This window comes from Novosphingobium sp., assembly GCF_032093395.1.
Lineage (GTDB): Bacteria > Pseudomonadota > Alphaproteobacteria > Sphingomonadales > Sphingomonadaceae > Novosphingobium.
Genome location: NZ_DAMDBA010000065.1, coordinates 1 through 14441, shown reverse-complemented (window position 1 = coordinate 14441; position 14441 = coordinate 1). Strand labels below are relative to the sequence as shown.

Annotated in this window: 13 protein-coding genes; 9 read left to right on the top strand and 4 right to left on the bottom strand. The window is 64.8% G+C overall.

What is annotated here, in order from left to right; genetic code table 11:
• A complete protein-coding gene (locus tag RT424_RS18265; protein ID WP_313441115.1) occupies positions 1–465 on the top strand; it encodes a thermonuclease family protein in 465 nt (154 codons plus the stop codon).
• 60 nt (positions 466–525) lie between these two features.
• Here RT424_RS18265 and RT424_RS18260 read toward each other — a convergent pair whose 3' ends face one another.
• Positions 526–1578, bottom strand: coding sequence for a ribonucleotide-diphosphate reductase subunit beta (locus RT424_RS18260; RefSeq protein WP_313441113.1), 1053 nt, complete (start codon positions 1576–1578; stop codon positions 526–528).
• Positions 1579–1915: 337 nt separating this feature from the next.
• On the opposite strand from RT424_RS18260, the gene RT424_RS18255 reads away from it, so the two are divergent.
• From RT424_RS18255 to RT424_RS18240, 4 genes are all read left to right on the top strand, one after another.
• Positions 1916–2173 carry a DUF2171 domain-containing protein gene (locus tag RT424_RS18255; protein WP_313441111.1) on the top strand — a complete coding sequence of 86 codons (258 nt, stop codon included), beginning with the start codon at positions 1916–1918 and terminating at the stop codon, positions 2171–2173.
• 99 nt (positions 2174–2272) lie between these two features.
• The gene (locus RT424_RS18250; RefSeq protein ID WP_313441109.1) at positions 2273–2500 is read left to right on the top strand and encodes a DUF2171 domain-containing protein; all 228 of its coding nucleotides are present in this window, start codon (positions 2273–2275) and stop codon (positions 2498–2500) included.
• A 212-nt stretch (positions 2501–2712) separates the two neighbouring features.
• Positions 2713–5139, top strand: coding sequence for a PQQ-binding-like beta-propeller repeat protein (locus RT424_RS18245; protein WP_313441107.1), 2427 nt, complete (start codon positions 2713–2715; stop codon positions 5137–5139).
• Positions 5140–5423: 284 nt separating this feature from the next.
• Positions 5424–5936: an META domain-containing protein gene (locus RT424_RS18240; protein ID WP_313441105.1), complete on the top strand. Its 513-nt coding sequence runs from the start codon at positions 5424–5426 to the stop codon at positions 5934–5936.
• Between the two features lie 37 nt (positions 5937–5973).
• Here the strand turns inward: RT424_RS18240 and RT424_RS18235 are convergent, their stop codons facing one another.
• Both RT424_RS18235 and RT424_RS18230 read right to left on the bottom strand, forming a co-directional pair.
• Entirely contained in the window at positions 5974–7320 is a 1347-nt protein-coding gene (locus RT424_RS18235; RefSeq protein ID WP_313441103.1) for a TldD/PmbA family protein, read from the bottom strand.
• Positions 7321–7465: 145 nt separating this feature from the next.
• Positions 7466–7864, bottom strand: coding sequence for a hypothetical protein (locus tag RT424_RS18230; protein WP_313441101.1), 399 nt, complete (start codon positions 7862–7864; stop codon positions 7466–7468).
• 299 nt (positions 7865–8163) lie between these two features.
• On the opposite strand from RT424_RS18230, the gene lptB reads away from it, so the two are divergent.
• From lptB to RT424_RS18210, 4 genes are all read left to right on the top strand, one after another.
• Complete coding sequence (gene lptB, locus RT424_RS18225; RefSeq protein WP_409521536.1) at positions 8164–8976, top strand: LPS export ABC transporter ATP-binding protein; 813 nt, start codon at positions 8164–8166, stop codon at positions 8974–8976.
• A gap of 56 nt (positions 8977–9032) precedes the next feature.
• Complete coding sequence (rpoN, locus tag RT424_RS18220; RefSeq protein ID WP_313441099.1) at positions 9033–10550, top strand: RNA polymerase factor sigma-54; 1518 nt, start codon at positions 9033–9035, stop codon at positions 10548–10550.
• A gap of 187 nt (positions 10551–10737) precedes the next feature.
• Positions 10738–11439 (top strand): TonB family protein, encoded by a 702-nt coding sequence (locus RT424_RS18215; protein ID WP_313441097.1) that lies wholly within the window; start codon positions 10738–10740, stop codon positions 11437–11439.
• A 294-nt stretch (positions 11440–11733) separates the two neighbouring features.
• Entirely contained in the window at positions 11734–13071 is a 1338-nt protein-coding gene (locus RT424_RS18210) for a glycosyltransferase (protein ID WP_313441096.1), read from the top strand.
• Positions 13072–13252: 181 nt separating this feature from the next.
• Here RT424_RS18210 and RT424_RS18205 read toward each other — a convergent pair whose 3' ends face one another.
• Positions 13253–14302 (bottom strand): hypothetical protein, encoded by a 1050-nt coding sequence (locus RT424_RS18205; protein WP_313441095.1) that lies wholly within the window; start codon positions 14300–14302, stop codon positions 13253–13255.
• Positions 14303–14441 lie beyond the last annotated feature (139 nt).

The window sequence follows — 14441 nt, the reverse complement described above, 5'->3', positions numbered from 1 at the left end:
TTGCCGATCTGGATCCTGCTCCCCCTCGTCCTGATCGCGGCGCTCTATTACTGGCATGGCCTCAAGACCGGCGTGCCGGGCGGCGGCCTGTTTCCCGCTGCGCCGGATGCCGAAAGCGCCCGCTTCGCGCGCTGCTCGGGCCCGGTCCGCAAGACCTGCGTCGTCGATGGCGACACCTTTTGGTATCGCGGCACCAAAATCCGCATGGCCGACATCAATACCCCCGAAACCAGCAAACCCGAATGTCGGGACGAAGCCCGGTTGGGCGCACAGGCCACCGAGCGGCTGATCGCGCTGCTGAACGAAGGCCCCTTTTCGCTCCAGCCCGGCGGGGACGGCCGCGACAGGGATCGCTACGGCCGCACCCTGCGCATCGTCACCCGCGGCGGCCACAGCCTCGGCACGACATTGGTCGACGAGGGTCTGGCCGAGCAATGGCAAGGGCGTCGCGGCAGCTGGTGCTGACGAAAAAAGGGCCGGGAAGCATTGCTCCCCGGCCCTTTTTCGATCTTGCAAAGCTATTGCTTACTCGGCCGCTTCCGTCGCGCCGAACATATCGGGCTCGGAGCCTTCCTCCACGAGAGGTTCGTCGTTCGCCTTCACCTTGCGGCGCGAATCGAAGTTCGACCACACGTCGTTCCAGTTGCCGCGCGTCGCACCCTTCGAATATTCGGTGGCGCGCGTCTCGAAGAAGTTGGCGTGCTCCACGCCGTTGAGCAGCGGCTGAAGCCAGGGCAGCGGGTGATCCTCGATCAGGTAGATCGGGTTGAGGCCGAGCTGGTTCATGCGCCAGTCGGCGATGTAGCGAATGTACTTCTTGATGTCCTTGGCGGTCATGCCGGGGACCGGGCCCATCTCGAAGGCGAGGTCGATGAAGGCATCTTCCAGGCGGACCGTGGTCTGGCACTGGTCGGCAATGTCGTCCTTCACCGCCTTGGTCAGGCAGCCGCGCTCCTGCACGAAGGCGTGGAACAGGCGGGTGATCCCTTCGCAGTGCAGAGATTCGTCGCGCACCGACCAGGAGACGATCTGTCCCATGCCCTTCATCTTGTTGAAGCGCGGGAAGTTCATCAGCATCGCGAAGCTGGCGAACAGCTGCACGCCTTCGGTGAAGCCGCCGAACATGGCCAAGGTACGCGCGATGTCCTCGTCGTTGTCGACGCCGAACTTCTGGAGGTAATCGTGCTTGGCCTTCAGTTCCTCGTATTCAAGGAACATGCCATATTCGCTCTCGGGCATGCCGATGGTGTCGAGCAGGTGCGAATAGGCGGCGATGTGCACCGTCTCCATGTTGGAGAAGGCGGCGAGCATCATCTTGATCTCGGTAGGCTTGAAGACGCGGGCGTACTTCTCGTGGTAGCAGTCCTGCACTTCCACGTCGGCCTGGGTGAAGAAGCGGAAGATCTGGGTGAGCAGGTTGCGCTCATGCTCCGAGATGTTCTGCGCCCAATCGCGGCAATCCTCGCCCAGCGGCACTTCCTCGGGCAGCCAGTGGATCTGCTGCTGCGTCTTCCAGAAGTCGTAGGCCCAGGGATATTCGAAGGGCTTGTAGGTCTTGCGGGCTTCGAGAAGGGACATGGGCGGACAACTCCGGGGGTTCGATTCGCATGGAGCGCCGGACGATTCGGAAGGCTGATTCAGGTCGAAAGGCTGATTCAGGCCGTCCGCGCCAGTCCCGACGCATGATCTTGGGGCGCCGGACGAAGCCGGAGCCGATGCCCGCCACGATACCCAAAAAGGATCGGTTTTGGAGCGGGTTGGACAATGTTTGCACAAGTATAATTGCCATATCTTGGGCCTTGACCATTATAGGAACCCAAGGGCTTGTGGGCCACCGAAAAAGCGCGAATCGTGGAACCGCGCCGATTCCAGGGGGTTTTTCCCTCGATATCCCGCCTTCCGAAAGGATCCCGCCATGGCCTCGCCTTCCGCATTCGATTCCGCCCAGACCTCCTGGCCCACCGAATCCGGGGTCGTCAAAAAGGGCATGACCGTGATCGCAGCCGATGGCGGAGTGATCGGCGTGGTGGATCATGTCGACGGGCAGGAAGTCATCCTCGAAGGCGAAGGCGCTTCTTTCGTGGCCGTGTCGGAGATCGACGGGGTGGACGGCGACCGGATCCTGCTTTCGCCGCGCGGCGATGCCACCTTCGGACTCGGCGCCGAACCCTGAGGCTTCCACCAGCCGTGTTCCCAAAGCGATCAGTGACGGAACGAAGCAGGCTGGCCGGGGGTTGGAAAGGCATCACCATCCCCGCAAAAGGAGCCCCCCATGTTCGAGAAACTCCGCATTCGTGAGCACATGGAAGTCACCGATCACACCGGCAAGCACGTCGGCACGATCGACGAGGTCAAGGACGACCAGCTCAAGCTCACCCGCTCCGACAGCTCGGACGGCGCGCATCACTATATCGCCTTCGCCAATGTCGATCGCATCGAGGACAACCGGGTCTACCTGAAGCAGGGCACGCCCATCCCGATGGGTGCCGGCCAAAACTGAGCGGGCCTAACCGACCGGCGGCGCGGGAGCGTTTGCGCCTCGGCCTGCTCCCCACGAAAAACCCCGGCGTCCGTGGAGGACGCCGGGGTTTTTCGTTCGCTCCGGCGATGGCTCGGAAGATATGATACACATAGGATAGCATCTCTTTCCAAGCCCGCCCGAGGCTGATAGCCCGATCTCACAGAACAGAAGACCGGATCGGGGAAGATGTCGTGATCGCACGTTCCAGCACGGCCGCCTTGCGGCCTATTCTCGCCCTGCTCCTCTCGCTTGCCGCCGCCGCCTGCGATCGCCCCGCCCAGCCGATCGAGCAGGCCATGGTGGCCGATCCCGACGAATGGCCAGGCTGGGGCCGCACCGGCAGCGAAACACACTATTCCCCACTCGACGCGATCGACACCGGCAACGTCGACCAGCTCAAGCTGGCATGGCACTTCGATCTCGACCCCGGCTATACCGCCAGCACGCCGCTGATGGCCGAAGGTAAAGTGTTCCTCACCTCGGGCCACTCGCATATCCGCGCGCTGGACGCGGTGACCGGCAAACAGGTCTGGGAGTACGACGGCGGTACCCGCGAACGGGCTACCTCGGCGCTCAACATGTCGTGGGGCAACAAGGGGATTGCCTACGATTCGGGCCATGTCTTCCTTGTCACCACCGATGGCTACGTGATCTCGCTCGACGCCAGGACCGGCAAGGAAGCCTGGAAGACTTTCGACTATCCCGATGATGCTCCGCGCAATTCCAACGGCGCCCCGCGCGTGTTCGGCGGCAAGGTGATCGTCGGCTTCGGCGGCGGGGACATCAGCCCGGCACGCGGTTTCGTCTCGGCCTATGACGCCAAGACCGGAAAGCTCGCCTGGCGCTTCTACACGACGCCCGGTGATACCGTTGCCCCCGGCAACGAAAAGGCCGAGGCGCTGATGCGCAAGACCTGGCCAAGCGGCTGGACCAATCCCGACGGCTCCCGTCGCGGCGGCGGCGGCACGGCCTGGAACGCCTTCAGCTACGATGGCGAACTGGGCCTCGTCTACCTCGGCATCGGCAACGGCTTTCCCTACAATCAGGCGAAGCGCAGCCCCGGCGGCGGAGACAACCTGTTCCTCGCCTCGATCGTGGCGGTGGATGCGAACACCGGGGCCTACAAGTGGCACTATCAGGTCTGCCCCGGCGAGCAGTGGGACTGCACCGCCACCACCGACATGACGCTGGCCACGCTCAAGATCGACGGCAAGGACCACAAGGTGCTGATGCAGGCGCCGAAGAACGGGTTCTTCTACGTGCTTGACCGGGCGACCGGCCAGTTCATCTCGGCCGAGAAGATCGCCAAGGTGACCTGGGCGGATCGCATCGACAGGAAGACCGGGCGTCCGGTGGAGAACCCCGGCATCCGTTATGCGGGCAAGCCGGGGCTGTTCGAACTCTGGCCCGGACCTACCGGGGCCCATTCCTGGATGCCGCAGGCCTATAGCCCGCTGACCGGACTGGTCTACATCCCGGTGATCGAGCAAGGCGCGCTCATCGGCGAAGGCCAGGAAGGCGGCGGCGAAATCGCGGCCGGGATGGGCGTGACTCTGATTCCGGAAGTCGAGCTGCCCGGCAGCCACAGAAGCTTCCTGCGCGCCTGGAACCCAGTCACGCAATCACTCGCCTGGGAAGTCGAACTGCCGGGCAACTGGCCGGGCGGGGTGATGGCCAGCGCCGGCGGACTGGTGTTCCAGGGCCAGATCGACGGCCGCTTCGTGGCGCGCGACGCCATGACCGGCAAGCAGCTGTGGTCGTTCAAGACCGAAAGCCCGATCGTCGGCGCGCCGATCACCTATCGCGCGAACGGACGACAGTATGTCACCGTCATCACCGGCTCGGGCGGCAATGGCGCAGGGATCAATTCGCCCGGCAATGCCGCGTTCCGCACCGACTATCGCCTGCCCCGCCGCGTCCTGACCTTTGCGCTGGACGGCAAGGACGTGATCCCGCCGTTCCAGCTTCCCGAACTGGTCCCTCCCGCCGATCCCGATTTCAAGCCCGATCTTGCCCGTGCACAGGCAGGAGCCATGTTGTTCGGCACTCGCGCCTGCCTGGTCTGCCATGGCTGGAACGCGATCGGCGGCGGCGCGGCGCCGGACTTGCGCTATTCCCCAATGATCACCGATGCCGCCACGTTCCGGCAGGTGGTGAAGGATGGCGCGCTGAAGATGAACGGCATGCCACCCTTCCCCGCCTTCACCGACGAGGAACTGGAAACCATGCGCTTCTACTTGCGCGCAAGAGCCCAGGCCGCGCCCGCCGAGCAGAAAGCGCTGCTGGACAAGGCCAAGGCGGCACAGGCCAGCAACGCCAAGCCGCAGGACTTCGCAGGCAAGTGGAACCTGGTCATCCAGACCCCGGTCGGCCCTCAGAAGGCGGTGATGGAACTCAAGGTCGCGGGCAACGTCGTGACGGGTCGCATCAGTGCCGACCAGGGCACGGTGGACGTGGCAGGCGGCGTGAAGGATGGTCGTGCGAAGTTCCAGGGGAAGGCGTCGATGCCGATGCCGATAACGGTAAGCTACGACGTCACGGTGCGGGACGGCAAACTCAGCGGTGAAAACACCAACGGCCCGTTCGGCAAATTCCCGGTGACGGCCACCCGCCCCTGAAGCAGATCCCGCTCCGGCACTGACGCTTCGCCCTGCACTGTCGCTGCGGAAGTGGGATGGCCCGCCCCGCAGCTGTCGTCCGGGGCGGGAGCGACGGGACTACCAGGACCAGGACTGCCCTCGTCCCATCGTAGATCCGGAAATGCTCGCCTCTTCAGGAGCCGACTCGTCTTGCTGGCTGAAAAAAGAGCGATTTCTCGCGCGTTTTCCGCTAGCCTCGCAAGGACACGCAGCTCCAACCAGGCCGTAAACCCGGCGACATGCCGAAGCATCGGAGTTACCCAATGCGCACATCCTTCTCCTTCGCTGCCCCACTCCTGGGTGCCGTCGCGCTCACGGCAAGCTTCGCCTCGCTGGGCGGATGCACGACCGACAAGGCCGCACCGCCCGCCGCCACAGCGCCATCGCCACCCGTCGCTCTGGCCGGAACATCGTGGAAGCTCGTCGCCTTCCAGTCATCCGACGATGCCCAGGGCACGACCAGGCCCGACGAAGGCCGCGACTACACCCTGGAATTCGGCGCCGACGGCGCTCTTGCCCTGCAACTCGACTGCAATCGCGGCCGGGGATCGTACACGGTTGCGCCCGGCGATGCTGGAACCACGGGGGGCGCAAGCACGGGCGGAACGCTCACGATCGGCCCGATCGCCTCCACCCGTGCGCTCTGCCCCCAGCCGGACATCGGCCAGATGCTCGCCGCCCGCCTTCCCGACGTGGCGAGCTACACCCTGCGCGACGGGCACCTGTTTCTGGCGCTGAAGATGGACAGCGGCATCTTCGAGTTCGCCCCGCTCTGAAGCCTCTACGGCATCTGGCGCTGCCCGCCGGCCGGCATCACTCTCCGGCGATGGTCATCCCATCGATCCGCAAAGTCGGAACGTTGATCGCGCGGTGCCATTCCAGATCGTTCGCGGCAGTCAGGCTCGCGAACATGGCGAGCAGGTTTCCGGCGACCGTGAACTCCGCGATCGGCCCGGCAATCTCGCCGCCGACGATGCGGAAGCCGGAAGCGCCCCGGCTGTAATCGCCGGTAACGCCGTTGACGCCGCTACCGATCAGTTCGGTGATATAGACGCCGTCCTCGATGTCGGCCATCAGTTCGGCCGGCGTGACCGCGCCCGGCTGAAGATGGAGATTGCCCACCGAAACTCCCGGCGCGCCGCCGCCGCCGCGCGCGGCATGGCCGGTCGGCGCAAGGCCCAGCTGCCGGGCCGAGGCGCTGTCCAGCAGCCAGCCGGTAACGCGGCCGTCCTCGACGAGATGGCGGGGGCGCGTGGCCAGGCCCTCGCCGTCGAAGGGGCGCGAGCGCAGCCCGCGCGGCGTGTGCGGTTCTTCAACCAGCACGATTCCCGGCGCGAAGATCTGCTCTTCCAGCTTGTCGAGCAGGAAGCTGGAGCGCCGTGCAATGGCGCTGCCCGAGATCGCGCCGGTGAGATGACCGATCAGCGAGCCGCCCACGCGGGGATCGAAGACCACCGGCATCGGCCCGCTCGCCATGCGGCCGGGTTCCAGCCGGGCCACCGCGCGTCGGCCGGCCAGCGTTCCGATCTCGGCCGGAGGCGGCAGGTCCGAACGGTGGTGGGCCGAGCGCCAGGCATAGTCGCGCTGTTTGGCGGCGCCATCGCCCGCCACGATCGAGACGCTGATCGAATGGCTGGTCGATCCATATGCCCCCGCGAAGCCATGGCTGGTGCAGAGTGCGAAGACGCCTGTTCCGGCGCTGGCGGTGGCACCGTCCGAATTGGTGATGCCGGCCACTGCGCGCGCGGCATCTTCCGCTTCCTGTGCTGCCGCGCGCAGTTCCTGAGGGCTGGGTTCGGCCGGATCGAGCAAGTCAAGCTCGGCCCAGGGGCCGCGCGTCAACATCTCATCAGGAGCCAGTCCGGCGAAGGCATCCTCCGGAGCCGCGCCCGCCATTGCGATGGCACGAGCCGCCAGTTCGTCCAGCGCCTGAGGGGAAAGATCGGAGGAGCCGATGCTGGCCGAGCGCTTGCCCAAAAAGACCCGCAGGGAAATATGCTCGCTTTCGGAACGCTCCACATCCTCCAGTTTGCCCAGACGGACCTGGATGCCTTCGGACGAGCTGGCCCCGAACACCGCATCGGCGGCATCCGCCCCGGCCTTGCGGGCGCGGTCGACAAGATCCTGGGCGCGATCGAGCGCTTCCTGGGGGCTGAGCATCTGTTTGGGTCTCCACTTACCCACAAGACCGGCGCGATGCCGGTCGTGGGGAGCGCAGCCCTAAACCCCGAACAGGCGAAGCGCAAACCTCGCGTGTTCTGGCCGGTGCCACATCTAAATGCCCCTGAGGCGAATTTTCAAACTCTCACGTCGTCAGCAGCGACAGCCCCTTGAACAGGCCGGTGATCGCGAAAGGCAATCCGATCGCCAGCAGCCACAGCAGCAGACGGTCACGACGATAGTAGCGGCCAAGCGCGGGGTCGTGGGCCTGCTCGTCGTCGAGGCGGTTCCAGCGCGCCTCGAAACGGCGGCAGGCGGGGATGATCGCCACCACCAGGATCACCAGCGCTAGGTAAGGCAGCAGCGATTCGCCATGGGCCTTGAGCGCGCCCACGGTGACGAAAATCTGCAGCGCGGTATAGACCAGCAGCGCGTAAGCGATGTTGTCGCTCATCTTGCGGCGCCAATCGGCCTTTACCCATTCGTGAATGGAGCCGCCTTCGGGTGCGACCGGCTTATCCGGCAAAGCGCCGGGCAACGACATTCCGGCACCTCTAGCCTCGAAAATCCGGGGATTTGGTGCTGCGTCCCGTTTGCCGATCCTGTTCATCCTCGCTGTCCCGTGCTTGTGTGCGACCTCGATCTATCTTGTAATCAATAGACCACTTGCGCGCGGAGATTTCAAGTTGGGCTGATAACGGGCAACAATCTTGCCTGTTGCATCCCAGCCGGCAGAAGTGCCCGCAAATGCGCCGGACCATGCAGGAAACCTGCCAATCGGCGCCATATCCGTCGATTTGCCGACTTGCCGAGAAACCCCGTGGTGCGTAAACCGCTCTGAACATGACCGGAACCACCGACCTTCCCCAGCAGCCGGATCAGATGGAACCGGCCATCAGCGCGCCGCCCCATCACGTCCCTACCGTCGCAGAAGCCGGCGGGCTTGAGGTGATCTCGATCGCCAAGAGCTACGACAAGCGCGCCGTCCTTACCGACATTTCGCTTTCGGTCGCCAAGGGGGAAGTTCTCGGCCTGCTCGGGCCGAACGGCGCAGGCAAGACCACCTGCTTCTATTCGATCATGGGTCTCGTCCGCCCCGATTCCGGCCGCATCCTGATGGACGGCGTGGATGTCACTCGTCTGCCGATGTATCGCCGCGCCATTCTGGGCCTGGGATACCTGCCGCAGGAAACCTCGATCTTCCGCGGCCTTACGGTGGAACAGAACATCAGCGCCGTGCTCGAACTCAACGAGCCGGACAAGAACGTGCGCGCCAGCGAACTGGAACGCCTGCTCGAAGAATTCGGCCTTACCCGCCTGCGCTCCAGCCCTGCCATGGCCCTGTCCGGCGGTGAACGCCGCCGCTGCGAAATCGCCCGCGCCCTGGCCGCCAAGCCCTCGATCATGCTGCTGGACGAACCTTTCGCCGGCATCGACCCGCTGTCCATCTCCGACATCCGCGATCTGGTGAAGGATCTCAAGACGCGCGGCATCGGCGTGCTGATCACCGACCACAACGTGCGCGAAACGCTGGACATCGTGGACCGCGCCTGCATCATCTACGGCGGTCAGGTGCTGTTCGCCGGCAGCCCGGAAGCGCTCGTCGCGGATGAAAACGTGCGTCGCCTCTATCTCGGCGAAGGCTTTACGCTGTGACCCTCGCGGCAGGCTCATGCCTGTCGAAAGGCGCTTGCCTGAAGGGCCGCTAGGCCGTGGCCGTCGGACCCCGGCTGGATCTCAGGCCAAGACAGTCTCTAAGCCAGTCTTTGGTCATGACGCCGCAACTCCAGCAGGCGATCAAACTGCTGGCGCTGTCCAACCTCGAGATCGAGACTTTCATCGGCGAATCGCTGGAGGCCAACCCCCTGCTGGACGTGGGCGGCGAGCCCATGCCGCCAGTCTCCGAGACGGTGGATGTCCCGGACGAGGCCCGACGCACCAGCCTCGAAGGATCCGCCGTCGATCGCCTTATCGGTGAAGGCCGGGGCGAGGACGACCGGCCTCTGGATATCGACACCGCCGCGCTGGACCGCGATCGCGACACCGGCGAATGGTCCGCCGACCTGCGGTCAGGGCCGGGGGCAGCATCGGGCGAGGACCTTCCCGGCATCGAGGAGCGCGCCCGGAACGAAATCACGCTGATCGAGCACCTCGAAAGCCAGGTCGGCACGGCTACCGGCGACCCGCTGGTGGCGGGGATAGCGCGCTATCTCATCGGCCTCCTCGACGAGGCCGGCTATCTGCCGGTCACTCTGGCCGACGTCGTCGAGGATCTGGGCGTGGACATCGCCGAGGCCGAGGCCGCATTGAAGGCGGTGCAATCGCTCGACCCCACCGGGGTCGGCGCACGGACCCTGTCCGAATGCATCGCCCTTCAGGCGCGCGAGGCGGATCGCCACGCCCCCTGGATGGCGCGGCTGATCGACAACCTCGACCTGCTGGCGCGCGGCGACCTCGCCCGTCTGAAGCGGATTTGCGGTGTGGACGACGAGGATTTTGCCGACATGCTGGCCGAACTGCGCGGCTACGATCCCAAGCCCGGCCTACGCTTCGGCGGAGAGGCGGGCTCTGCGGTCACGCCGGATATCCTTGTCACTGCCCATCCCGAACGGGGCGGAACGGGAGGCTGGAACGTGGCGATCAACCAGGCCAGCTTGCCGCGCCTGATCGTCAATCGCAGCTACTATGTCGAGCTGCGGGGCAATTGCGCCGACAAGGGCTCGCGGGCCTGGCTTTCGGAAAAGCTGGCCGATGCCAACTGGCTGATAAAGGCGCTGGACCAGCGGCAGAAAACCATTCTCAAGGTCGCCAGCGAACTGGTGAAGCAGCAGGACGGTTTCTTCAGGCAGGGCATCTCGCAGCTCCGCCCGCTGACCCTGCGCACCGTGGCCGAGGCCATCGGCATGCACGAATCGACCGTTAGCCGTGTGACTTCCAACAAGTACCTGAACTGTCCGCGCGGCACTTACGAGCTGAAGTTCTTCTTTTCCTCGGGCGTGGCCGCCGCGGATGGCGAGGGCGCCTCGGCCGAGGCGGTGAAGGCCGCCATCCGCCAGTTCATCGATGCCGAGAATCCGAAGGCGATCCTGTCGGACGATGCCTTGGTGGACCTGCTGAAGGGCAAGGGCTTCGAACTCGCCCGGCGCACGGTGGCGAAATATCGCGAGGCGATCGGACTGGGCAGCTCGGTGCAACGCCGTCGCCAGAAGGCCCTGGCCGCTATGCGATGAGGATGACCGGACGCACGAGCCTCGCCAGAGGCTTGGCGCGCCGTTAATTACTTGTCACGGTTAGTATATTCTTGTTTGATTTGTATCGAAACGTGATAGCTTCGAAGCCATGAAGTGTTCCGGACTTGCGATGAATTGCAAGTTACGGCGTCGCAAGAACGCGGAACACCCATGGAGAGGATTGCCGATGTCCTACGTCGATCGACATTCCGATAGTAATGCTTGGGCCAACAACAATAAAAAGGCCCTGACCGGTAGTATTGTAGCCTTGTTGCAGGGCGGTCTTGTTCTGGCCCTGGTCAACGGGTTCGCCGTCACCCTGCTCAAAAGCGATCCGCCGAAGCGTCCGGAAGCCACCCAGATCAGGCTCGAACCGCTTCCCGTGCCGCCACCTCCCGAACCACTGGCCCAGCCGGAAAGGGTACAGGATGAGCCTCTGCTGACAGCACCCGTTGCGCGTATCCCGGTTAAGGTGGCCGAGCCAGTACAGGTTTCGACCACACCCCCCACCGCAATGCCCACCGCGTTTGAGCCTGCGGAACGGGTCGCCATCGCCTTGCCGACGCCGACCGAAACGCCGGCTCGCTTCCAGCCCAAGGGCGCCCTGCCGCGCAATGCGGCGTCCGGCTGGGTCACGACACAGGACTATCCCACCGCCGACTTGCGCGCCGAACACCAGGGCAGCGTGCGTTTCAGGCTCGAGATCGATGCACGCGGCCGCGTCAGCCAGTGCTCTATCGTCACGTCGAGCGGCTTTACCGGCCTTGACGAGGCCACCTGCAAGTACGTCAGCAGGCGTGCCCGGTTCGAGCCGGCCACCAATGCCGACGGCCAGCCGGCCACCGGCAGTTACCTGGGGATGATCCGCTGGATCATCCCGCGGGACTGACCTCTATACCCCCAGAGGTCACCCGCCCGGAGCGGCACCAGTCCGCACTTGCGTGCCGCTCCGGCTGATCAGTTTCACGTTCTCCGGTGGGGGGATGGGCCTGCCGCGTTACCCCCGTGCGCAGGCCCATTTTTGACCCGTGAGCAGGCACATTCCCGGAAAATCCGTTTCTACGGGCAGGCCCTTATACAGCCTTCGGAGTTGATACACCGCGCCGCTTTACCTCTCGGGAAGGAAGTCCTTCCTCCGCCGGGAACCGCCGCGATGATTCCAAAGCGCTTTCATTTCATCTGGGTGGGTGACGAAACCCTGCGTCCAGACAACTGCATCCGCACCTGGCGAGACGCTCATCCCGATTGGGACTTCCGGCTCTGGGGCAATGCCGAACTTTCAGGGCGCGACTGGATCAACGCCGGCCACATGGCGCAGATGGCCCCGCGTGAACTCAACGGCGTGGCCGATATGATGCGGTGGGAGATCCTGCTCGAACACGGCGGGCTGGTCTTCGATGCCGATTCCATCTGCCTGCGCCCGCTCGACGACGCCCTGCTCGATTGCGAGGCTTTCGCCTGCTGGGAAAGCGAGATAGCCCGGCCCGGCCTCATCGCGGCGGGCTATTTCGGCTGCACGGCGGGCAATCCTTTCGTGCGGCAGATCGTAGAAGACATAGCCGCCAGCCCTTCGGTGATCGGTGACATGGCATGGAAAACCGTGGGGCCCCAGCGCCTGACGGACTGCTATCGCAAGTTCGCCTATACCCCTCTGCGGATATATCCGAGCCACATGTTCATCCCGCGCCACTTCACCGGCGTAGCCTATGGCGGCAGCGATCCGGTCTACGCGCATCAGCTCTGGGGATCGACGCTGCGGACCTACGAGGACATTCACAAGGCCGATGTCGGCAGCATCGGTGCGGTGGCCGAGGCGCCGAAGCCGAAAATGGCCGCCGGACCGCCCCAGCCCCAACCTGCGCCTTCCGCAAACGACCAGCCGGTTGCAGAGCCTGCATTATCGGCGCTCGAACGCATTCACGCGCCCTATTTCCTCCAGCGCGTGCCGGTAGGATCGGAACTGGCCTCGCTGGGCCGGATGGAAGTATTCGCCAGCCTGCTCTCCGGCCAGCGGGTGCTCCATGTCGGCTGCGCGGACTGGCCGATCACCGATCCGCGCACCTCCCTTCATGTCCGCCTGGAAGCGCATTGCGCCGAACTCGACGGCCTCGATCCTCACGGAGAAGCGCTCGACCAGCTGCGGCCGTTCGTGAACGGTCGGCTTTTCACGGACTTCGCGCAAGTGACCGGCAGCTACGATGTCGTGCTCGTTCCAGAAGTCATGGAACATGTCCCGGACGTCGCCGGGTTCCTGCGCCAGATCGAAGCCGTGGACGCGAACCTCTACCTCATTTCCGTGCCCGACGCCTTCCAGTGCCGGGCACGCCACTTCGATTACGTGGCGGAGACCGAGACATTCCTGGAGGGCGTCCACCCCGACCACAACGTCTGGTACAGCCCCTACACTTTCGCCAATACCCTGCGGAAATACAGCGGGCTTGAACTGCAACGGATGTGGTTCTTCAACCGCATTTCGCTGCTGGCCCTGCTGAGCAAACCGGCTGCGGCGATGGCGGCTTGATGGAGCGGGCGGCTGACTGTCCGGGGCTACGACATCCTACCGACCAACCACCCCGTCATGCTGAACTCGTTTCAGCATCCATCTCGCCGGATAGACCTGCTGTGGCCTGCACGATGGATGCTGAAACGAGTTCAGCATGACGGTGAGAAGTTTAACGCAAGGACAAGGCGGCGGATCTCGCCTAAACCTCCATCACGCTCGGCTTGCTGGAGCGCTCGATCATGCCGGTCGTGCGCTGGCCGTCCCAGGTGTAGAAGGCGTGGCTCTGCTGCACGAGCGGGAAGTCCTCCGGCCAGTCCACCGGCTTGGCGAAGCCGCCGCACGAGCGGACATTGACGAAAGTGGTGCCCGCTATCGCCACGCGGCGGCCGTCGATCGTTTCCAGTACCAGCGAAACGTCCTCTCCGCCGGTGACGAAGCGCCGCAGCCACGGCACCTGGACCGGACGCGCGGGAACCCGCAGGCCGTCGCGGTCGATGATCCAGCCCTCGGCATAGTTCGGCCCGCCATCCTCGCGCGGGGGATAGATGTTCAGGCCGAAGGCACGACCGTCGGGGAAGACCGCCGATTGCCAGCAATGTCCCCAGAACCCCGCGAAAGCGCGAAAGCCCGTGCGGCGGATGCGCAACCCGTTGGCCTTGAAGCGCCGCACCTCGCCATCCACGCAGAGCGTTCCGCTGCACCGGAAGAGCTGTTCGTAGCGCGGGCTCATGAAACTGCCCTGCTCACCGCCCAGCGCCTCGGCCGCTTCGGGCAGGAGCGAACCGGGCACCCAGGGTGGCGCCGCCATGTCCATCTCGACCGCGATGTCCAGGTCGGTCCAGCGCGTCTCCGCGAAGTCGGGATCCTCGATCAGCTGCTGTGTCGAAGTCTCGGCCGCCTGCCCCTTGTAGCTGACGAGCCAGCGCCGAAACGGCTCGATACATTCGAAACGCACGGGCCCGGTGCCCCGCACCGTTGCCCGCCCATCCTCGCCATAGGGCGAATGCGTCTCGCCATCGCCGCGCTTCGAGAGCACGCGGCCGTCGGCGAAAGCCACGTCGAGCCAGAACTCGTGCCGATCCCAGGCATTGCCGACCGCCTCGACCCCGATCCGCATGGCGAAAAGGCCGTTCTCTTCCTCGATCCAGACGTTCACGGCATCGCGCAGGCCGTCGTCGGGTTTTTCGGCCACGACGAATTCGCGATCCTCGGGAACACCGCCGGTGAGGTCAAATGTTGCGGTAGCCATGGCTCTTCCTCCCTCTTGCGAGCGGAAGGCTGTCACGACGCCAAGATCAGGTCACGCCCCAGCCAAGCGCCGGGGCGATGAGTCCGTCGTCCCGGACTTGATCCGGGACCGCTGGCCGAGCCGCGCCTTGCTCGCGAGG